The organism is Pseudoalteromonas haloplanktis ATCC 14393, assembly GCF_000238355.1.
GTDB lineage: Bacteria > Pseudomonadota > Gammaproteobacteria > Enterobacterales > Alteromonadaceae > Pseudoalteromonas > Pseudoalteromonas haloplanktis.
Genome location: NZ_AHCA01000001.1, coordinates 160,011 through 180,070, shown reverse-complemented (window position 1 = coordinate 180,070; position 20,060 = coordinate 160,011). Strand labels below are relative to the sequence as shown.

Annotated in this window: 19 protein-coding genes; 10 read left to right on the top strand and 9 right to left on the bottom strand. The window is 41.7% G+C overall.

Going from position 1 to position 20,060, the window contains the following annotated elements:
- Positions 1 to 15 precede the first annotated feature (15 nt).
- The 3 genes from PHAL_RS0100715 (at position 16) to PHAL_RS0100705 (ending at position 1,763) form a co-directional block, all read left to right on the top strand.
- A complete protein-coding gene (locus PHAL_RS0100715; protein ID WP_016706475.1) occupies positions 16 to 765 on the top strand; it encodes a polysaccharide deacetylase family protein in 750 nt (249 codons plus the stop codon).
- A gap of 3 nt (positions 766 to 768) precedes the next feature.
- Positions 769 to 1,128, top strand: a complete 360-nt coding sequence (locus tag PHAL_RS0100710) for a MerR family transcriptional regulator (protein WP_016706474.1) — start codon at positions 769 to 771, stop codon at positions 1,126 to 1,128.
- 62 nt (positions 1,129 to 1,190) lie between these two features.
- A complete protein-coding gene (locus PHAL_RS0100705) occupies positions 1,191 to 1,763 on the top strand; it encodes an NAD(P)H-dependent oxidoreductase (protein WP_016706473.1) in 573 nt (190 codons plus the stop codon).
- A 219-nt stretch (positions 1,764 to 1,982) separates the two neighbouring features.
- Here the strand turns inward: PHAL_RS0100705 and PHAL_RS0100700 are convergent, their stop codons facing one another.
- The 5 genes from PHAL_RS0100700 to PHAL_RS0100680 are packed head-to-tail and all read right to left on the bottom strand — an operon-like array spanning position 1,983 to position 7,054.
- Positions 1,983 to 2,840 (bottom strand): aminotransferase class IV, encoded by an 858-nt coding sequence (locus tag PHAL_RS0100700; protein WP_016706472.1) that lies wholly within the window; start codon positions 2,838 to 2,840, stop codon positions 1,983 to 1,985.
- The gene (locus PHAL_RS0100695) at positions 2,837 to 3,706 is read right to left on the bottom strand and encodes a glutamate cyclase domain-containing protein (RefSeq protein ID WP_016706471.1); all 870 of its coding nucleotides are present in this window, start codon (positions 3,704 to 3,706) and stop codon (positions 2,837 to 2,839) included. The genes PHAL_RS0100700 and PHAL_RS0100695 overlap by 4 nt, the downstream gene beginning before the upstream one ends.
- Positions 3,691 to 4,422 carry a 5-oxoprolinase subunit PxpA gene (locus tag PHAL_RS0100690; RefSeq protein ID WP_016706470.1) on the bottom strand — a complete coding sequence of 244 codons (732 nt, stop codon included), beginning with the start codon at positions 4,420 to 4,422 and terminating at the stop codon, positions 3,691 to 3,693. Before PHAL_RS0100690 ends, PHAL_RS0100695 begins: the two co-directional genes overlap by 16 nt.
- 12 nt (positions 4,423 to 4,434) lie before the next feature.
- On the bottom strand, positions 4,435 to 5,232 hold the full coding sequence (locus PHAL_RS0100685; protein ID WP_016706469.1) for a putative hydro-lyase: 798 nt from the start codon (positions 5,230 to 5,232) through the stop codon (positions 4,435 to 4,437).
- Positions 5,233 to 5,248: 16 nt separating this feature from the next.
- Positions 5,249 to 7,054 carry a glycoside hydrolase family 3 protein gene (locus tag PHAL_RS0100680; RefSeq protein WP_029215958.1) on the bottom strand — a complete coding sequence of 602 codons (1,806 nt, stop codon included), beginning with the start codon at positions 7,052 to 7,054 and terminating at the stop codon, positions 5,249 to 5,251.
- Between the two features lie 374 nt (positions 7,055 to 7,428).
- Between PHAL_RS0100680 and PHAL_RS0100675 the strand changes: the two genes are divergently transcribed.
- A complete protein-coding gene (locus tag PHAL_RS0100675) occupies positions 7,429 to 10,293 on the top strand; it encodes an FAD-binding and (Fe-S)-binding domain-containing protein (RefSeq protein WP_016706467.1) in 2,865 nt (954 codons plus the stop codon).
- Positions 10,294 to 10,299: 6 nt separating this feature from the next.
- Here the strand turns inward: PHAL_RS0100675 and PHAL_RS0100670 are convergent, their stop codons facing one another.
- Positions 10,300 to 11,490 carry an acyltransferase family protein gene (locus PHAL_RS0100670; RefSeq protein ID WP_016706466.1) on the bottom strand — a complete coding sequence of 397 codons (1,191 nt, stop codon included), beginning with the start codon at positions 11,488 to 11,490 and terminating at the stop codon, positions 10,300 to 10,302.
- Positions 11,491 to 11,741: 251 nt separating this feature from the next.
- On the opposite strand from PHAL_RS0100670, the gene PHAL_RS23710 reads away from it, so the two are divergent.
- A complete protein-coding gene (locus PHAL_RS23710) occupies positions 11,742 to 12,065 on the top strand; it encodes an energy transducer TonB (protein ID WP_158217498.1) in 324 nt (107 codons plus the stop codon).
- A 72-nt stretch (positions 12,066 to 12,137) separates the two neighbouring features.
- Here PHAL_RS23710 and PHAL_RS0100660 read toward each other — a convergent pair whose 3' ends face one another.
- From PHAL_RS0100660 to PHAL_RS0100650, 3 genes are read right to left on the bottom strand one after another with little or no spacing between them, the layout of a single operon-like run.
- Positions 12,138 to 12,932 (bottom strand): heme ABC transporter ATP-binding protein, encoded by a 795-nt coding sequence (locus PHAL_RS0100660; protein WP_016706464.1) that lies wholly within the window; start codon positions 12,930 to 12,932, stop codon positions 12,138 to 12,140.
- A 3-nt stretch (positions 12,933 to 12,935) separates the two neighbouring features.
- Positions 12,936 to 13,988: a FecCD family ABC transporter permease gene (locus tag PHAL_RS0100655; RefSeq protein WP_016706463.1), complete on the bottom strand. Its 1,053-nt coding sequence runs from the start codon at positions 13,986 to 13,988 to the stop codon at positions 12,936 to 12,938.
- Positions 13,989 to 13,990: 2 nt separating this feature from the next.
- Positions 13,991 to 14,917: a heme/hemin ABC transporter substrate-binding protein gene (locus PHAL_RS0100650; protein ID WP_016706462.1), complete on the bottom strand. Its 927-nt coding sequence runs from the start codon at positions 14,915 to 14,917 to the stop codon at positions 13,991 to 13,993.
- Between the two features lie 145 nt (positions 14,918 to 15,062).
- On the opposite strand from PHAL_RS0100650, the gene PHAL_RS0100645 reads away from it, so the two are divergent.
- The 5 genes from PHAL_RS0100645 (at position 15,063) to PHAL_RS0100625 (ending at position 20,015) form a co-directional block, all read left to right on the top strand.
- Complete coding sequence (locus PHAL_RS0100645) at positions 15,063 to 15,716, top strand: energy transducer TonB (protein WP_158217497.1); 654 nt, start codon at positions 15,063 to 15,065, stop codon at positions 15,714 to 15,716.
- Positions 15,717 to 15,740: 24 nt separating this feature from the next.
- The gene (locus PHAL_RS0100640) at positions 15,741 to 16,286 is read left to right on the top strand and encodes a MotA/TolQ/ExbB proton channel family protein (protein WP_016706460.1); all 546 of its coding nucleotides are present in this window, start codon (positions 15,741 to 15,743) and stop codon (positions 16,284 to 16,286) included.
- Positions 16,279 to 16,692 carry a biopolymer transporter ExbD gene (locus tag PHAL_RS0100635; protein ID WP_016706459.1) on the top strand — a complete coding sequence of 138 codons (414 nt, stop codon included), beginning with the start codon at positions 16,279 to 16,281 and terminating at the stop codon, positions 16,690 to 16,692. The genes PHAL_RS0100640 and PHAL_RS0100635 overlap by 8 nt, the downstream gene beginning before the upstream one ends.
- A gap of 121 nt (positions 16,693 to 16,813) precedes the next feature.
- Positions 16,814 to 18,913 carry a TonB-dependent receptor domain-containing protein gene (locus PHAL_RS0100630; protein WP_016706458.1) on the top strand — a complete coding sequence of 700 codons (2,100 nt, stop codon included), beginning with the start codon at positions 16,814 to 16,816 and terminating at the stop codon, positions 18,911 to 18,913.
- Between the two features lie 40 nt (positions 18,914 to 18,953).
- A complete protein-coding gene (locus PHAL_RS0100625; protein WP_016706457.1) occupies positions 18,954 to 20,015 on the top strand; it encodes a hemin-degrading factor in 1,062 nt (353 codons plus the stop codon).
- Positions 20,016 to 20,060 lie beyond the last annotated feature (45 nt).

Below are 20,060 nucleotides of genomic sequence, written 5' to 3'. Positions count from 1 at the left end.
CCATCAAGGATACGAATGAACAGTTTATCTAAGGCTCTATTATTGCTATGTTGCTTAACCAGTGCATGTTCTATTTATGCGGCAACTGATAATAGTAAAATTGCAGTAAGTCTTTCTTATGATGATGCACTTGCAAGTCAGCTTGATAATGCGCTACCGGCATTAAATAAGTATAATTTTAAAGCTTCATTTTATTTAGTGCCAAACTCTGAAACAATTACCTCTCGGCTCTCAGAATGGCGTAAAGCCGCTCAGCAAGGTCATGAATTAGGCAATCATAGTTTATTCCACCCATGTAGTGCATCAAAACCATCACGAGCGTGGGTGAGCGATGAGCAAAACCTTGATCATTACAGTACTGCACGAGTGATCCGAGAAGTACTTACCGCTAATGTGTTTTTACAGGCCATCGATGGCAAAACGCAGCGCACTTTCACGCCACCTTGCTTTGATACTCAAGCAGCAGGTAATGACTTTATTGAGCCGCTTAGAGCGCATTTTGTGGCAATAAAAGGAGTAGATGACAGTGAGCACACTGTTTTATGGGCGCCCGTAAATGTAACCGGGCAACAACTCATTGATTATGTGAAAAACGTTCCCGAAAATGTACGGCTCATTAACCTTCTTTTTCACGGGATCGGTGGTGATCATTTAAGTGTGTCGGTTACTGCTCATGCACAGTTACTAGCTTACTTAGCTGCGAATAAAGATCAATATTATGTTGATTCTTATATTAATATTATGAAAAAGCAGGAAAAGGAGTGAACTGTGTATATTGGCGAAATAGCAACCCGTTGTGGAGTATCTGTAAAAACAATTCGTCATTATGAAGCGATCGGTTTATTAACGGATATAAAACGCCAAGGCTGCTACCGTATTTATGATAACGCTGATGTAGAGTTTGTAATGCTAATAAAACGAGCGCAGCTTTTAGGGTTGAGTTTAACCCAGCTAAAACAGTTAAAAATTGCTCGTCATGACTTAGATTGGCCTGCGGTAATGGTTTTACTTGAGAATAAGAAGCAGCAAATATTGATAGATATTACTGCACTTGAGCAACAAAAAGAGCTACTAGATTTTTATCACCGTGATATAAAAATGTGTTTGGATAACCAAGTATCAGGCTAACGGTACTTGACTCTACCCTTTAGGGGAGGGTGTATGCTACTGCTTTTAAAGGAGTAGTTAGTATGAAAAAACGTATCTTAGTGATTGATGCCAACCCTAAGCAGGGGAGTTTTTGTGATGCTTTAGCAAACGCTTATAAGCAAGGTTGCGCGAGTGAGAGTGAAGTGCACAGCCTCTCTCTTAATGCGATGGTGTTTGAGGCCGATTTAAGCTATGGCTACGATAGTGAACAATTGCTTGAACCTGATTTAGTCGAATTTCAAGCTCAATTACAATGGGCTGAGCATATCGTGTTGGTTATTCCCGTGTGGTGGGGTGGCTTGCCTGCTAAGTTTAAAGGGTTGATTGACCGTACTTTTTTACCTGGTTTTGCATTCAAATATCAACCGAATAAAACCATTCCCGATAAGCTGTTAAAAGGGCGCACAGCTGAAGTTGTGTTAACTCTCGACACCCCTCCTTGGTATTATCGCTATTTTCAAGGCAACCCAGTAAGCAAACAGTTAAAGCACACTATTTTAGGTTTTTCTGGCATTAAAGTGCTTAATACAACCTATATTGGCCCAATTATCAGTTCGACGCCAGAGCAGCGAGCTCACTGGCTAAAGAAAATGGCAAAAATGGCGGGACAATAAGAGTATAGAGTTTCATCAGAAAATGATGTTTAACGGGTTTATCCGTAAATAGAAGTGTGCTCGTATCAGCTTAAGCAAGCGAAAATTTAATTATATTTTAAAAGCCGTGTTGACTTAACAAACACGGCTTTTATAGTTATCGCTTATCGCTTATCGCTTATCGCTTATCGCTTATCGCTTATCGCTTATCGCTTATCGCTTATCGCTTATCGCTAGCTATTAATAATCAAATTTATGTTTTGTAAATAAGCTTTGCACTTGTTGCCAAATCTGCCCTGGCTTACCATCAGCAACGAGTTGGCCATCAAGTTTTACAACAGGACCCACTTCTTTTGTGGCGCTGGTGATCCATACTTCATCAGCTGCAAACAACTCTTGTTTACTGATAATGCGCTCTTGTACTTTAAAATCACTGTGGCTGTTTAGAATATTAATGATTAACCAGCGCGTAATACCGGGTAAAATCTGATTATCTAATGGTGGGGTGCTTATTATCCCGTCTTTGACGATAAACACATTGCTTGAGCTTGCTTCGGTAAGTTCATCTAAGCGGTTATATAATATAGTTTCATTGTTACCTGCTGCCGCCCCATGTTGATAGTGAATAACATTGCCAAGCAAAGCGGTTGATTTTATGTGGCAACGCTGCCAGCGCTTATCTTGCTCTACAGACACCGTATAGGTTTTAGCATTGTCTATGTCGCTCACAGGCTGTGGAGGAATTTCAAATGCGTAAGCAAATACAGTCGGTGTTATGTCATTAGGATAAGCATGAGCACGTTTATTATCTGCACCGCGGCTAACATGTAAATAAATACCGAGGTTATCACCGTGGTTTTTTTCGCACAGTTGCTGGCAGATTTCACGCCAGGTATCAGTGCTGTAATCGAGCTTAATTTCAATTTCATTTAAACCGTTATTCATGCGTTCTATATGCGCCGCAAAACCGAGCATCTTGCCATTGTAGGCAGGGATCACCTCGTAAATACCATCACCAAATAAAAAACCTCTATCCATAGGTGATATTTTTGCGTGCTCAGCACTCATATAATCGCCGTTTAAATACACCGTGCTCATTGTAAATCCTCATTCTGATTGGCAACACCGCTAAGCTGACGGAGTCTAGCGATGAGTTGTTGGCCATGCATCGCATGTAAACCATCTTCGGTTAATTCGTTTTTATGAGTGACACCGTCGACACTGCCACGTTCACTTAAATATTGTAAGATCGCTAAAGTATCAACTTCAGCGAGTAAATCTTGGTTATGCCAGCGACTTAAGAATGCAATAATGCCGTAGGCCGCCCAGTTTGATACATCAGCCAATAATAACTCATCACAACATGTTAGGCTGGCAGTGATGCTCAGCTCACTCATATACTGAGATAAGTTGCCCATACCAATTTCATTACCGCCATCACCAATTGCAATAGTAGGGCACTGGGCTTGTGTAATAAAAAAATCAAAGCAACCGCAATCGTTTGAAATATCAATACCACGCATGTTGTAATATTTATTATCGTGGCACAGCCCTGGCCGTTCGATTGAAAGTACGCAGTCTGGCTTTAATTCAGCCAGCGCTTTTTGGCTAAAGCTCATGGCATCGACAATATTATTTAGTGGTAATTCAAAGCAGTTAAAGTCAGCTTTTAACGCGCTGTAAAGGGGGTTGCCACATACTAATATGGGGTGTTTACCAAGCGCTTTAAGTGCATTGTATAAAGCTATTGCGCCAACCGGACCATCAGTTTCGAAGGTTTGCTTTACCGCAAATCCAGTGCCTATGAGTATGGTATTACTAGCTGCAAATAAGGATTTAGCCGCACGTAAATAAGTACCCGTTTGCTGATGTACGTAGAGATTTTGCATGCCGCGCAAATTTTGCTCAACCATCATGGTTTCAATTGTTTTACTTAATTGTTCATCACTTAGCGGGCGTGGCATAGTGTTTTTATCTCTTGAATGAGGGCAATACCTGCAGCATTATCGCCGTGTACGCATAAACTATCGGCATGCAATGGTAACTGTTTACCTGAACGAGTTGTGACGCAACCTGTGGTAAGTAATTGTTTAACCTGTGCTATCAACCCGGGCTTGTCATGAACACTGCCCGCGAGACTGCGTGAAACTAGCAGGCCATCATCAGTGTATTGGCGATCAGCAAATGCTTCTAAAATTAAATCCAGTTGATATTGCTTTGCTAACTGTTGATGCTGCTTAGCGTTTGCAGTGGCAAGTATCATCAATTTTAATGTACTTGGGTAACAGGCAATTGCTTGCATCACAGTGGTTAATAGTGTTTCATCAAGCATCATATCGTTGTACAGGGCGCCATGTGGCTTTACGTATTCTAAACTAAGCCCTTGTACTCTTGCCATACCTTCAAGTGCGGCTATTTGATAGTGCAAACAATTGGTTAGTTCTTGAGCTGACAATGCCATAGAGCGGCGGCCAAAGCCTTGTTTATCTGGGTAGCTTGGGTGAGCGCCAATCATTACGTTATGCTGTTTGGCAAGTCGCAACGTACTGGCCATGACATCGCTATCACCACCATGAAAGCCACAGGCGATATTGGCCATATCAATGTGGGGCATTACTTCAGTGTCGAGGCCCATCTGCCATACACCAAAACTTTCACCTAAATCACAATTAAGCTTCATTATTGTTTCCGTTTAAAAAGCTGATATATGTGCATTTTGAATATCTGTGATCAACATGTGCCCAGGACTATGCGTAATACAAAAATCGGGGGCTGCATTTGCTATGGCTATTTGAGGGGTGACACCGCAGGCCCAAAAAACCGGTACTTCGCCGTCTTTAATTGTTACAGATTCACCAAAGTTAGGACGGTTTATATCTTTAATGCCGATCGCGGCAGGATCACCAAAGTGGACTGGTGCACCGTGTACATCAGGAAAGCGGCTGCATATTTGAATTGCACGAATAGCGTCTGCAGGTTTCATCGGGCGCATACTGACCACCATGTTTGAATGGAAAATACCGGCACTTTCACAGGGAATGTTCGTCATGTACATAGGGACATTTTTATGTTCAGTGATATTACGTATTTCTATGCCAGCCGCTTTTAATGGTTCTTCGAATGAGAATGAACAACCAATTAAAAAGGTGACCAAATCATCACGCCATTGTTCTTTAATATTGGTCACTTCTTCAATTAGTTGACCATTTTTAAAAATACGATAGCGCGGTAAATCCGTTCGAATGTCTAAATCATGAGCAACATTAGGAATACTTGTGGCCCCAGGCGTCCGGCTGCTTGCTACGATCGGGCATGACTTTTTATTTGCTTGGCAAAACTGTAAAAAATCAAAAGCATACTGCTTTGGCAGAATCACTAAATTAGCCTGCACAAAGCCGGGAACAAACCCAGATGTATGACCGGTGTAATCTTCGTTCCGGATCATATTTCGAATAGCGTAAGGCGTAGTAAGTGATGCGTTATGTTGCATAGTATCCTCGTAAACTTTAGTTGTTATTTATGCCATTAACAGTAACAGGCAAAGTACCTTGTGCTGGCTTCTCACCAACTAGTACTTTAGCAAGAGCTGTAAAAGCTGGCCCTGCTACTTTAACACTATTATCAACATCTATGTTATACGCATAAGTTGCTAAAATTGCATCTGCATATTGGCCAAATGTGGCAATATCATACGGTGCCCGCAAGCTTACGAAAATGGTTTTCTTATCAGCCAGTTGTGCCTGCTTTAGTAACCTCTCAAGTGCAGGGCCTTGCTCTGCTTTGGCAATCGCGAAGCTTGGGTTGTCTGACAGATCATCCATACCGCCTACTTCAACCGCACTTTGATTTGGTGAAGCATTGCCAGCGATAATAATATCAGCATCATTAATTGCTTTTAAGGTTGCAATAGGTTCAAACCCTTGCAAGCTTGTACAGCTAAATGAAATTGGGTGCTGCGAGTTTGCTAAAAGTGCTTGCTGTAGTGCGATACACTTGCGGGTATCAGGCATAATGATATGCACTTTACTATTTGCACTTAGCTTTATTGGTAAAGTCCGCTTGTCATTTTTAACCTCTGTAATCGCTGCGAGGGCAAGCTCAGCTTCTATTTTTCGATGACTTTCATCACCGAGAATTAGTTGCGCTTTTTGCATTGCAAGTGACTCGTTAAGCTCAGTTGTTAATTTAAACTTACTTTTTAAATTAATGATGCGCTGCGCCGATGTGGCGACGTCGTCGGCGTTTAAATTACCTTTTTTGACTTCGCTGACTAAGCGAGCTATAAGTTGATCAAGTACCACTAAATCTTTTGGGCTGCGAATTTCAATTGGCATTAGTGCAATATCGACACCCGCCGCAAAGGTATTAACAACCGCTTCGATAGGCTCAAAAAAGTGGCTAATACCAGCCATGTCGAGTGCATCTGTGATCACGACACCTTGATAACCCATTTCATCTCGTAATAACTCAGTGATGATTTTATGTGACATAGTGGCAGGTTTTATCATGGTCTTGCCATCTTTGCTCACAAAGGTGCTGCTATCAAGCGCTGGGTATTGAATATGCGCAGTCATGATCATACCTGGGTTTTGTTCTTTAATAATGCGCTGAAATGGCGGTAAATCTTTTGCCCAGATGGTTTCTTTATCATGCATTACTTTTGGCAAGCCGGTATGACTATCGACGTTTGTGTCGCCGTGTCCAGGAAAATGCTTGAGTGACGTAATTACGCCGTTGCCTTCAAACCCAGCGACTTGAGCACCGCCTAAAATGCTCACGAGTGTTGGATCTTCGCCATATGAACGGACATTAATCACTGGATTATCAGGGTTCATATTAACGTCTACTGTGGGGGCGTAATTTACATTAACGCCGAGCGCTTTTAGCTCATCAGCAATTACTTGAGCCGACTCAGTAGCAAACTTGGTGCCGTGTACTTTATAACTTGCCCCAATAGACATATTACCTGTGAATGACGTTGCAACATCGCGAGGAATACGGGCAACACGTCCACCTTCTTGGTCAATTGAAATGAACAGTGGGGCACCTAAGCTTGATTTTGCAGCAGCTTGTTGCATAGCATTATTTAATTTTACGACTTGCGAAATACTATCAATATTTTCTGCAAATAAGATAACACCACCAATATTGTGTTTAGTGATCACTTTGGCTAAATCTGCTGGCAACTCTGTAACAGCCTGACGGCATTTCTGCTGTGAATCTTGCTCACAATAATAACGAAAATCGAGCATCAGCTTTTGGCCAAGCTGTTGCTCTAGAGTTAAATTTGTCGCTGCAAAGGTCGATTTCATTGGTAATAAACACCCTAATCCAAAGATAATTGATGATATGGCAAACTTATTTAACACAGTAGGCTCCAAAGCTGAATTGCTTATTTTGATTGTGAATATTTTATTCCTGATGGTAATGCCATTTCGGACTAAAAGACAACTTATTTTTATCACCCTAACGGTTTTTTTTCTAAACTGCAAAAACCACAGACGAATTACAGTATTGCTTGATCCCTACGTAATTATTAAGAATTAATCGTTATTAAGATAGAAAAACACGCTTATATGTTTTTTTATTAATGGTAATTCGCCCATGTTTCAAGTAATAATATATTCCATGTTACTTGGTGGGTCGCCAAGTGAGTCAACTAACTTGTATGCAAAGGGGCGAAGCAATGGCAACGGCATTGACACTATTTCAACAACAACTCAGTGAAAAGCTGCCAGCATCTGCATTTATTGAAGATTACGCTAGGCGCTATGCTTTTGGTACTGATGCCAGTTTTTACCGCTTAGTACCAAAGTTAATCGTGCTGGTTGCTGATCAACAACAAGCGCAACAGGTTATTAGTGCCGCTGCGTCATATAAAATCCCGATTACATTTCGTGCTGCCGGTACTAGCTTGTCGGGCCAAGCGATTACAGACTCAGTTTTAGTACTGCTCGCTGATTCATGGTCAGGCTATGAAATTGAAAACCAAGGTCACAGCATCCGCTTAGAACCTGCAATTATAGGCGCTCGAGTTAATCAGTTATTAGCGCCATTTGGTCGCAAAATTGGCCCTGATCCCGCCTCCATCAATAGTTGTAAAATTGCCGGAATGGCAGCTAACAACTCTTCAGGTATGTGTTGCGGAGTAGCTCAAAACAGTTACCACACAGTAAAAGACATGACCTTAATCTTCGCTGACGGAAGTGTGCTCGATACCCGTTGTGAGCAAAGTCGTAATAATTTTTTACAAACCCATCAGCAATTTATTAGAGACATTGTCGACCTAGCCCAGCAGGTCACTAATAATCCTCAGTTAGCGCAGCGTATTGCGCATAAATACCGGTTAAAAAATACTACGGGTTATGGCTTAAATGCGTTAATTGATTACCAAGATCCCATTGAAATTATAAAACATTTAATGATTGGCTCCGAAGGAACGCTCGGGTTTATCGCCGATATTACCTATCATACCGTCGTAGAACATGCCCATAAAAGCAGTGCGTTTATCATTTTTGATGATATAAGCCAAGTCTGTGAGTTGGTAAAGCAACTTGCTGACTTAGATGTTGCGGCTGTTGAACTACTGGATAAGCGCTCGCTAGTATCGGTTGCTCACCATGACATTATGCCTAAAGAAGTACACAGCTATCCGGCGGAGAGCGCGGCATTACTCATTGAAGTACGCGCTGAAAATGCTGCTAAGTTAGTTAATTTGCAACAACAAGTTGATGAATTAGTAGCCGAATTTAGCACCCATCAATTAGCAACAATGGCGTTTTCAACGGATGTGAAACGCAATGCCTTATTGTGGAATATTCGAAAAGGCACATTTCCGGCCGTGGGCGCGGTGCGTGAAAATGGCACCACGGTGATTATTGAAGATGTTGCGTTTGAGCTGGATGTGTTAGCGCAAGGCGTGCATGCACTGCATCAATTATTTGATCAATATGGCTACGATGAAGCGATTATTTTTGGCCATGCCCTCGCCGGAAACTTGCACTTTGTATTTACTCAAGCCTTTGACACTCCCGCGCAGGTAGCACGGTATGAACAATTTATGCAGGATGTATCGCAGTTGGTTGCTGTTGAACTTAATGGCTCACTAAAAGCAGAGCACGGCACTGGACGTAACATGGCACCGTTTGTTGCGACAGAGTGGGGCGCTGATGGTTTTGCTATAATGCAGCGTATAAAGCAATTATTTGATAAAGAGCATATTTTAAACCCTGGGGTGATCATCAATGCGGATGAGAATTGTCATATTCAGCATTTGAAAACTATGCCCAGTAGTGACGACATCATCGATAAATGTATTGAATGTGGTTTTTGCGAAACCGTGTGCCCATCAAAAGGATTAACACTTACTCCACGCCAGCGGATCACTTTATGGCGACGTCGTACAGAGTTAGTGAATACATTAGCGAAAACCGATGATCTAAGCGCTAAGCAGCAACTTAATCGGCAGTTAAAAAGTATTGAAAATGATTTTCAGTATTTAGGCATCGATAGTTGCGCGGCGACCGGATTATGCGGCATGAAGTGCCCAGTTGGGATTAACACTGGCGAATTTATTAAGTCGTTACGAGCAACGCAGTTAACGAATAATAAAATGGCACACCATGTTGCCAATTTTGCGGTAAAACACTTTGCAGTACTAGCTAGTACTGCACGCTTTGGCTTAACCAGTATGGCTGCAATACGTAAAATAGTTGGTGCGCCAATGCTGCGTAATTTAAGTAAACCAGCTAACAAGCTGCTGGGTACTCCCCTGTACTATTCAGCTTGGCCGCGAGGTGAACAGCCAATCAATCGTAACAATATAACCCCCTCGCAGCTTGATAAAGTCGTCTACTTGCCCAGTTGTGCCAGTCGTGTTTTCGCAGCAGATGAAACTGCGAAAGATCAACGCTCAATCATGCAAGTTATGCACAGTTTAGCTAATAAGGCAGGGATTGAGCTATTACTACCTGCGCAAGTTAATGAACTATGTTGTGGTATGCCATTTGCCAGCAAAGGGCTACCCGAACAAGCGTCTAGCAAAGCAGAGCAGTTATTAGCAGTTGCAGAGCAACTGTCTGAAAATGGTCGTTATCCGATTATTTTTGACGCAAGCCCATGTGCCCTCACCACCTCGATAGTTGCGCAACAGCGTGGTTTAACTGTGCTTGAAAGCGCAGAATTTGCATATCAATACTTACTTCCTAAACTCACCGTAACAGCGCAATCAGAGCCTGTGATGTTACACGTTACTTGTAGCAGTAAACGCCGAGGTAGTGAGCAACTGCTTGTTGATGTTGCTAAGACATGCAGTAATAAAGTGATCATTCCAGCGGATATAGAATGCTGTGGTTTTGCCGGTGACAAAGGCTTTAACTTACCAGAGCTTAATGCCAATGCATTAAAAACATTAAGCAGCCAAGTACCTGCAAATTGTGATATGGGGATCTCTAATAGTCGCAGCTGTGAAATTGGTTTAACTCAACATAGTGGCGTGAATTATCAATCAGTACTGTATTTGTTAGATAAAGTGAGTCAAGAAGCCTCCTAGAGAGGCTTATACTTTCCAAAAGATGCCGCGTTTATAGCATGCAAACATGACTAAATATGAGATAAGTAAAAACAACAGCGAAAAAGCAAATGAGCCTAAGTAATTACCCATCATAGGCTGTAGCAAATTTGTATAAATAACGCCTTTTAAGTTACTGTCGCCAATGGGGATCATAATAAGAATACGCGCACTTACACCGGCAAACATAAAGAATAAAATCGCATTTGCGCCAAATACTAAGAATGGCGCACTCCATAAGCGAATTTTACGGATATCGAGAATATAACTACAGAGCGCATAGCATAACATCGCCAGTCCTGAGCTTATCATTACATAACTAGGAGTCCATAGAGCCTTGTTTATAGGGGTTATAGATGAAAGTGAGTACCCGCAAATAATGGCTACCATTGCCACAATGATAAATACTTTGATTTGTTTATTAAGATTTTTCTCAGCCCTTAAATAGCATCCGCAGAGTACCCCTGATAACGCTGTAGCAATGGCTGGTAATGTTGAAAGTAGGCCTTCTGGATCAAAAGCAAATGGTTGCGCGTTGCCATAATAAACATGTTTAGCTCCGAGCAATAGATTATCAAACCAAGCACTGAGATTATTGCCGTATAACCAAAGTCCTTGCACTATTTCACCATTAGGCAATGAGTAAGGTGTATACATCATCAAGGCACTGTAACCGGTTAGTAAGCTAACAAAGGTAAAAGTAATATGCTTTGGTTTTAAATAAAGATAACAAGTTAATGCGATAATATAAACTAGGCCAATTCGCTGCAACACACCCATCACTCTGATACCTAATAACCGCTCATCTACCCAGCTAAAATTAGGATCGCGAAAATTATAATAAAACAGTGCCAAGAACCAGCCTAATGCAATTAGCTTTACTGTTCGTATCATACCTGATTTTAGTATACTGTATTGACTTACGCCTTTTGCACGCATTGCAGATACTGATAGTGTGATCGATATCCCAACAATAAAAATAAAAAATGGGAAAATTAAATCAGTCGGTGTAAGGCCATGCCAATGCGCATGTTTAAGCGGCCAGTACATGTATGACCAACTTCCGGGGTTATTAACTAAAATCATCGCGGCGATTGTGATCCCCCGCAGTACGTCTAGAGCAAGCAGGCGATGGCTTGGTAATTTATTTAATATTGTTTGGCAATGATTGGGCAACATAGTTATTATTATTTCAATTAAAGTTGCCTTATTGTAATAATTTATTCCTTTTAAGCAAGCTGTTAGTCATCGCTTTTTGTTAGAATAGTAAGTACCTTATATTGGTTTTCATATAAAGGATTGATAATGATTAAAAAATATTCACTAGGTGGCTTAGCTTTACTATACTATTAGTAAGCCCACTGACGGTAGCAAAAACAATTTATGCTGATGTACAAGTTACGCCACTAAAGCCATTAAAAAATCATACAGTGTGGGTACGTGCTAACCAAAATACTCCTAAGTATCCTATCGCGCTTGCGAAAAGTGGCGTAAGGGGGTGTGTGGTTTACAGTTTTGACGTTGATCAACATGGTGATATGAATAACATTGAACTAATGGCAGCGGTGCCAAGTCGAGGTTTAGCAAAAGAAACTAAGAAATTACTGAAAAGTTGGCACTGGCAAGTTGCAGAAGGACAACAAGCTGCGCTTGAACATAAAGTCATTCGGCTAGACTTTTGTATAGGGGGGGATAGCGAAGAGCAAGCCCAACAACAATGTATTACACAGTCAAAGATGAATTGTGCAGTTTAAAAAGTACCAAGCCTACAGTGATACCAAGTAGCTACAGGCTTGAATAATTAACTCTACACTTAGGTTTTCCAGCTAACTTACCTGTTTAGTGATGATGATATGTGGCAATACATTGTCTAAGTTCGTTTGTAATTTAGCGTCAATTTTATACACTTCATTTAAGCGTGCCTGAGTGAGTACTTGTTGTGGCGAACCCGCAGCGACAACGCGCCCTTCATTAAGCATATAAATCCGATCAGCAAAACTTGCTGCAAGGGATAAATCATGCACAACAGCGACTACTCCCGCTCCTTGCTCGGCAACCAAGCGTGCTTGGTTCATTACCTCATACTGATGATATAAATCCAAGCTGGAGGTTGGCTCATCAATAAGTAAATAAGCACTTTGTTGATTAACTAAACTCGGTTGTAATTGACATAGCACCCGAGCAAGTTGGGTACGCTGTTTTTCCCCGCCAGACAGTCGAGTAAAACACTGCTGCGCTAAATGACTAATCCCCAAAGCTTGCATAGCATTATGAGAAAATCGCTTTAATGCTAACGAACTTTGCTGCTCTTGATGTGCAAAGTGAGCCATATCAACAACTTCATTAACGGTAAATGGAAAGTCTAATTCATAATTTTGTGTCAATACTGCCCTGAGCGTAGCAAGCTCTGTGATTGTATACTCTGCTAAAGCGCGTTGATTTATACTCACAGTCCCATGTGATAAAGGAATATCACCACATAGCGCTTTGAGGAGTGACGATTTACCTGCGCCGTTAGGACCGATGATCACCACCACTTCATAGGGTTTTACAACAAAATCAACATTATCTAACAGCACTTTCTGGCCTACAGTGGCACTAAGTTGGTTGCCCGTTAACATGACTTATCCTCGTTGTTGGTAAGTTTTTAATAACATGATTAAAAAGAATGGCCCGCCAATGGCGCTAGTGATCAGGCCTATTGGCACTTCTGCAGGGAGTATTACTGTGCGGGCAAATAAATCAGCTAACCCGAGCATTAATGCGCCACCTAGAATGCTGGCAGGCATTAAATAGCGGTGATCCGGGCCTAATATTAAACGCACAATATGCGGCACAATAAAGCCTACAAAACCAATGATCCCGGTAATGGCTACAGCCGCGCCGGTACAAAGAGCAGTGTAAATAAACACCTGCTTTTTTAATTTAGTGACATTAATACCTAAATGCTTTGCTTGTGCTTCACCTAATAAATATAAATTAAGTGGTTTTGCTAAGCGGAGTAAACCGATACAGCAAGCGATGATAATACACAGAGTAGGTGTCATCATCGTAAAGTGATTACCTGCCAGTGAGCCCATACTCCAAAATGTTAAATCACGTAATTGTTGATCATTGCTTATTAAAGTTAAAACACCAATCAATGAACCGACAATTGCGTTTACAGCAATACCAGCGAGTAATAAACTAATAATAGTAAATTGACCACTGTGTGCACTTAGACGATAAATAAATACACAGACACCAATACACCCTAAAAAGGCGCCAACAGGCACGGCATAAATACCAAAACTGTCACTAAAATTAGCAAATATGCTAGTACCGAGTACGATAGTAGCTACAGCGCCAAGCGCGGCACCACTTGATACACCAATTAATCCGGGATCTGCTAGTGGATTTCTAAATATTGCCTGCATAGCAGCCCCACATGCCGCTAAACCTGCTCCTACTATCATGGCGAGCACAATACGCGGTAAACGTATTTGCCAAATAATGGCGTGTTTAAGTTGATCTTCAGCGGTTTGATTAATAATCGCAATAATTTCACTAATGCTGATTGTGACTCCACCTTTACTCAACGCAATAAAGAACATCACAATACAGGCAATAAATAACGCGGGGATGGCAAAGCGGCGCTGCTGTTGTTGAGTGATTAAAGTACTACCAAGTGCCAACATAGTTACAGTTCGCCTTGCTTTTTAGTCACGTTTTGGGCCGTTTGTAAAAACCGAAATTGATAGCCTGACGGTAACTGTGCTTGCGGGTAAAACGTATGAGCTAATTCAACAACTGCTTGCGGTGTACGCGGGCCCATGCCCAGTAAGTAACTGCCGTCAAAGCTATAAACTTGGCCATTTTTGACAGCGTTTGAATATTTAAAATGGGCGAGCTTTTCTATTTTAGGCAGTGGATCATCACCATGGCGGCCCATCGTGATAATTACGTCAGGATTGAGCGCTGATGCCGCTTCACTCGACAGTGGCTTCCAATTAGTGATTTCTGATGCAGCTAAGTTAATACCACCTGCCGCGCTGATCAGTTCATTCGCAGATGTATCAGCCCCAGCAACAATAGGCTGACCACTGCGCACGCTAAGCACAAACAACACCTTAGGTTTAGTACTGGCCTGCTGAAGGAGATAGGCAAGCGCATTACGGTCAATTTGTAATGATTGCGCTAACTGCTCTCCTTTAGTTGGCACGTTTAATAGCTGGGCAATTTTTTTAATCTTGTTTTCAATGCCTAAGAAATTATCGTGCGCATCTAAAATTTGTAAATTAATACCTGTTTGTTTTAATTGTTCGACAACTTTTTTAGGGCCAGTGTCTGATTCACCCAGCACTAAATCAGGGTTTAACGACAAGATACCCTCGGCGCTTATTCTGCGCACGTAACCGATTTGTGGTTTTTCTGTGGCTGAGGCTGGATAGACGCTGGTGCTATCTACCCCAATGATACGTTGCTGTTCATCCAGCGCATAAATGATCTCTGTGATTGAACCTCCCGAAACCACAACACGTTGTGGGCCATCAAGTTGCGCTGCAGCACTAAAAAATGAGCTGACAATAAGCGTAGTCGTAATTAAAAAAGTGCAGAGGGGTTTCATAACTATTCCAATGTTGATATTATTTAATGTAAATATTAACAGTTCGCATTTGCATTTAAAAGATATGAAAATTATTATTTTCCTTATACTATCTATTGGCTGCCATTTAGCGTGGTTGTTGTATCATCCACTGGCTTTTTTGCAGATGCAATTTAACCAGACTCAGCCTGCACAACGGATAGCGGTAAAGATCATTACCTCACAGCCATACGCCCCGCAGCAAGTGGCACGTAAGCCAAAGCCGATAATCGAGAGCCAAGACACGCCCAGTACACAGTTTAATGCGAAAAAAGTACGTATGAAGGCAGAATCAAACCAGCCTCATGTTACCAAGTTAGCGCCAGTAACAGAGCCAAAGCCAAAACCGCTACCAAAAGAACCTGAAATAACCAAACGAGCAAAAGTATCAGATCAAGTCACTAAAGTAGCTCCTGAACAACAGCAAGTAGTGAAACCAGCGCCGGCTTCAAGTGCGCCTGTGATTGCAGCGCAGCACTCATTAAAAAATCAAATTGTTGAAGTACAGACATTACCGCTATTTAAAGCCCCACGACCTGCGCTTAATTATCCATTGCGAGCTAAACGACGCGGTTATCAAGGGGTAACAATATTGCAAATTGAGCTGGATGAGCATGGCCTAATAACTAATTTGAGAGTGTTAAAAAGTAGCGGTTTCACCGAGCTGGATAAAGCAGCATTGAGCAATGCATCATTGTGGCAGTTTCACCCCGTAATGCGTGCTAATCATAGCGTAAAAGCACGTTTTAGTGTGCCGATAGAGTTTTCTTTGCGTTCATAGCGCATCAATAAAAGAGAGAAAAATATGCAAGATCTATTTACTGCTGTAGGCATAATGGCCTGGCCATTATTTGGGGTATCAGTATTGGCTTTAGCCATTGTACTGGAGCGTATTACCTCATTTAGTTTGGGTTGGGTGCATTTACAACAAATAAAACAGCAGAACAGCGACTTTAACCAACAGTTGCAGAAAAAGACGCAACCAGAGCAGCGTGAACAGTGGTGCCAATTATACCTACAAGATTGTTTAGCAAGCTGGCGTAAAAGGCTAACTATATTAAGCCTATTAGGTACGTTAAGCCCATTAATGGGGCTGTTGGGTACCGTGTGGGGGTTAGTGCTGATGTTTAGAAAAATAGCGCAAACTCAGCAAGCGGTAACTCCAGCATTACTTGCTGATGGGCTATGGGAAGCTATGTACTCTACGATGGCAGGACTTATGATAGCGATCCCATGTTTATTGCTAAGTGGCGTATTTAATACCGTATTAGAACGAATGCAAACCGATTTAACTCGGATCATTAACCACCTAAATTACCAACTATGTTTTGATGAAGCTGCTAATGCTTGAGTTACCACAAAAACCCAGTAACAGCCCGCTAATGCCTGATCTGACAGCATTAATAGATGTATTGTTTATATTATTAGTATTTTTACTGCTAACCGCTGCAGTTAAATTAGAAATGTTGGACGTGGCGCTCCCTGAAGTGGGTAGTGATAACCAAGCTCCACTTGAGCAACAAAAAGCAATCGTGCTGAGTGTTAAATACACTGATCAACAGCTTATTTATGCTTTAGCAAAGCAGCCATTTGGCTCTCTTAATGAAGTGGTAGACGCCTTACGCGAAAAAAAATCCCAACAAGGTGTTTATCTTGCTATTGATCAACAAGTTCCCAGTGGTGACTTGGTTAAGTTATTGGCGGCACTTTCTAAAGAAGATCATAAAATTGCAAATATATTAATAGAAGACGAATAAAAATGATTATCATTTAATATTGTTTTTGCTATAGTGCCGTTGCTTAAAGTTGGTACGCATTGGTGATGTAGGGGCTAAACCAAGCGTATTTTTATAATTAAAATACTATATGGAGCGACACATGCGCCTTTCAAAACTGGCTCTATGCCTTGCCAGTGTATCATTACCTGTTATGGCCGAAACAACCTCAGCCGATCAACCTCTACTCACAACATCACTTGATGCAATTACAGTGACGGCCACGCGAACACAGAAAACCGCGCTAAACTCTGCACAAGCCGTCAATGTGATCACCAGTGAGAACATTGAGCAGCTTTTATCAACCACTGTATTCGATAGTTTAATAGCAGTCCCTAATGTAACAGCCACTGGTGGGCCTCGCAGTGGCGGACAAAAATTTAGTGTCCGTGGTTTTAACGACGCCGAAGATGTTTTAGTGAGCGTTGATGGCGCCATTCAAACATTTGAAAAATACCGTATGGGGAGTTTCTTCGGTGATGCAGAGCTCTACCGCTCAGTAAGCATTAAACGTGGTCCAAGTACTGTACTACATGGTGGTGGAGCACTCGGTGGTGTGGTCGAAATGGAACTCAAAGATGCCAGCGATTTTTTAGCACCCGAGCAAACTGCAGGGGCTAAAGTTAAGTTAGGCCATCATGGTAACAATAATGAAAATAATGGCACTGTATACGCTTATGCTCGCCCGACAGAGTCACTGGATTTATTGGCATCGTATGTAAAACGTGAAAGTGATGATTTTGAACTTTCAAATGGACAAACACTTGAAAACTCGGCGATCGAAGCAGAATCTATCTTGCTCAAAGGCGAATATTACTTAACGGAAAATTCGTTATTTGGGTTGTCGTACACGCAAAGTGAAGATGCTCAGCGTACTGAATTTAATACTACCGATCCCGGTGCATGGGGGACGGTATACCGTGTTGTTAAGCAATCAGTGACTAACCTGAGCTATGAATTAAACCCCGCCAATAACCCATACGTTGATTTAACGGTACGGCTAGGGAATACCCAAAGCCATGTTACCGAAAGCGATGGCCAAGGAATGCTTGAGGATTACATTGGTGTTGAATCTCACTACGAGTACAATATAAACACCCTAGATATTATGAATACTAGCGTGCTGGGTATGCATGCGCTCACTTATGGGGTGCAATACTCAAATAAAGAGCGCCTAGGTGAGAAGCAAAGCTATCCGTGTGTAGAATACAATCCGCAAACATACGCGTGTTTAGAGTACGCAAGCGACCTGACGTATAGCGAAATGGGGTCGCAACCTGGTGGCGAACAAAAACGTCTTGGTGTGTACATTCAAGATGAATTTACATGGCAGGCATTAACGTTAACTGGTGGAGTTAGATACGAAAAGTACCGTACTACGCCGACAGAAATGTTTGATAGTCGTTACCCAGAATTAGACACAAAAGTAGAGCATTCAAAAGTCGTCCCAGCGTTTACTGCCAATTATCAATTCACAGAGCAATTTGCCTTGTTTGCCAGCTATCAAGAAGGTTTTAGAGCGCCATTAATTGATGAATTATACGACTTGTACAATAGTCGTAATCCAAATCTTGAGTTAGAAACCGAAAATAGCCAAAACCAAGAAATTGGTATGAGCTATCAAACTCGCAATGTGTTTTCAGACGTTGATTCATTAACTGGCCGTGTCATTTATTTTGATACTCAGGTTGATGACGAAATACAGTCAAACACAAGCTCAGTGACCAACCCAGCCCCAGCACCACGTTATAACAACAGTGGTGAAAATGATCGTGATGGCTTTGAACTAGAGGTGAACTATGCCCACAGAGTGGGTTACGTGAATATTTCATACAGTGAGATTTCAGGCGAAGACAAAAACGGTGAGCCGCTTTGGTACTTACCGGCAAACAAGCTGTCAGTTAGTGGCGAGTTGATGTTTTTTGATGATGCGTTGAGAACTGGCATTAGCATTCAAGATGTTGCTGCTCGAACGCTTCTTGCGTATGACAGTGCTAGCAGTTCATATCAAGAAACCGAACAAGCCAGTTATACCTTAGTGGGCCTGAATGCGAGCTGGGATATTAATGACAACTGGAATGCTCGTTTAGCTGTCGATAACTTATTTGATAAAGAATACCAAGTGATGGCAGGCACCGGCGGTGCAATTGGTGATTACGGCGTGGGCCGCAATATCAAAACACAATTGAGCTTTAAATTTTAATAACTTGGCTATGAGTCTGCTCATAGCCTAGGAGCATACTATGAATATATTAAAAAATTACCGCCAGTTATTAATGCAAGAACCAACTATTCGTGCCGTTGATGCCGCAAAGCAATTACAAATAACGGAAGCACAATTAATTGCTGCGCAGGTTGGTGATGGTGTTACACAACTTAATATCACACACCTTGAAGGTATTTTAAAAGGGTTTAAAAAGCTGCAACATGTTATGGCACTGACTCGTAGCGCCCATATAGTAAGCGAAATCTCAGGTTGCTATGAAAAAATCTATTGCTCAGAACGCAATGGCATTAAAACAGCTATTGCTATTAATCCCGGTGGCATAGATTTACGCTTATTTATCTCTAAATGGCATAGCGCATTTGCTGTACAGACTAACCCTAAGTACAGCAGCATCCAGTTTTTTGATCAGCATGGCACTGCAGTCCATAAAGTGTTTACTACAGAGCAAACAGATATGGCAGCATTTGAGCAGTTAGTAACGCGTTATAAATCGGCAAAGCAAAGCACCGAGTTAGTTATTCTAGCGCCAGAGATTACTGTTAATGAATATAAACCGCTGCCCGAGATAGATATTCAAGGCTTTCGGGAAGGGTGGAAAAATTTACAAGATGTACATCAATTTCCAGCCTTATTAACTAAATTCGCCGTTAGTCGCACACAAGGACTGGAAATAGCAGGAAAGCAATGGGCGCAAGAAGTATCGCCTGATTGCTTGACCGAGGTGTTTGAAACCGTTCGTGATCAACAAAGTGAGTTAATGATTTTTGTTAATAACCATGGCGCAGTACAAATTTACTCAGGTAAATTACAGCACTTAAAACAAGTAGGTAAATGGTATAACGTCCTTGATAATGGCTTTAATTTACACCTGCTAACCGACCAGTTTAGTCGAGCATTTGTGGTTAAAAAGCCAACGGATAGCGGTGCTACAGAAGTTCACTCAATTGAATTTTTTGACAGTCATGGTAATACCACAATGACGTTATTTGGCCGACGTACAGAAGGTAAAGTGCAATCATGGCAATGGGTGGCACTGTGCAACAGGTTACGTGAGCAGGAAATTGCGGCTTACGCATAATCTCTGCGTAGGAATAATTTATTGGCAATAGTTTTTAATTATGTA

Bases quoted from the DNA above. Each gene is read 5' to 3' on its own strand.
- PHAL_RS0100705 (WP_016706473.1), top strand. From the start codon at position 1,191: ATGAAAAAACGTATCTTAGTGATTGATGCCAACCCTAAGCAGGGGAGT.
- PHAL_RS0100660 (WP_016706464.1), bottom strand. From the start codon at position 12,932: ATGTTAACGGGCAACCAACTTAGTGCCACTGTAGGCCAGAAAGTGCTG.
- PHAL_RS0100680 (WP_029215958.1), bottom strand. From the start codon at position 7,054: ATGAAATCGACCTTTGCAGCGACAAATTTAACTCTAGAGCAACAGCTT.
- PHAL_RS0100645 (WP_158217497.1), top strand. From the start codon at position 15,063: ATGCAATTTAACCAGACTCAGCCTGCACAACGGATAGCGGTAAAGATC.
- PHAL_RS0100630 (WP_016706458.1), top strand. From the start codon at position 16,814: ATGCGCCTTTCAAAACTGGCTCTATGCCTTGCCAGTGTATCATTACCT.
- PHAL_RS0100655 (WP_016706463.1), bottom strand. From the start codon at position 13,988: ATGTTGGCACTTGGTAGTACTTTAATCACTCAACAACAGCAGCGCCGC.
- PHAL_RS0100635 (WP_016706459.1), top strand. From the start codon at position 16,279: ATGCTTGAGTTACCACAAAAACCCAGTAACAGCCCGCTAATGCCTGAT.
- PHAL_RS0100685 (WP_016706469.1), bottom strand. From the start codon at position 5,232: ATGCAACATAACGCATCACTTACTACGCCTTACGCTATTCGAAATATG.
- PHAL_RS0100700 (WP_016706472.1), bottom strand. From the start codon at position 2,840: ATGAGCACGGTGTATTTAAACGGCGATTATATGAGTGCTGAGCACGCA.
- PHAL_RS0100715 (WP_016706475.1), top strand. From the start codon at position 16: ATGAACAGTTTATCTAAGGCTCTATTATTGCTATGTTGCTTAACCAGT.
- PHAL_RS0100650 (WP_016706462.1), bottom strand. From the start codon at position 14,917: ATGAAACCCCTCTGCACTTTTTTAATTACGACTACGCTTATTGTCAGC.
- PHAL_RS0100695 (WP_016706471.1), bottom strand. From the start codon at position 3,706: ATGCCACGCCCGCTAAGTGATGAACAATTAAGTAAAACAATTGAAACC.
- PHAL_RS0100625 (WP_016706457.1), top strand. From the start codon at position 18,954: ATGAATATATTAAAAAATTACCGCCAGTTATTAATGCAAGAACCAACT.
- PHAL_RS0100675 (WP_016706467.1), top strand. From the start codon at position 7,429: ATGGCAACGGCATTGACACTATTTCAACAACAACTCAGTGAAAAGCTG.
- PHAL_RS0100640 (WP_016706460.1), top strand. From the start codon at position 15,741: ATGCAAGATCTATTTACTGCTGTAGGCATAATGGCCTGGCCATTATTT.
- PHAL_RS0100690 (WP_016706470.1), bottom strand. From the start codon at position 4,422: ATGAAGCTTAATTGTGATTTAGGTGAAAGTTTTGGTGTATGGCAGATG.
- PHAL_RS0100670 (WP_016706466.1), bottom strand. From the start codon at position 11,490: ATGTTGCCCAATCATTGCCAAACAATATTAAATAAATTACCAAGCCAT.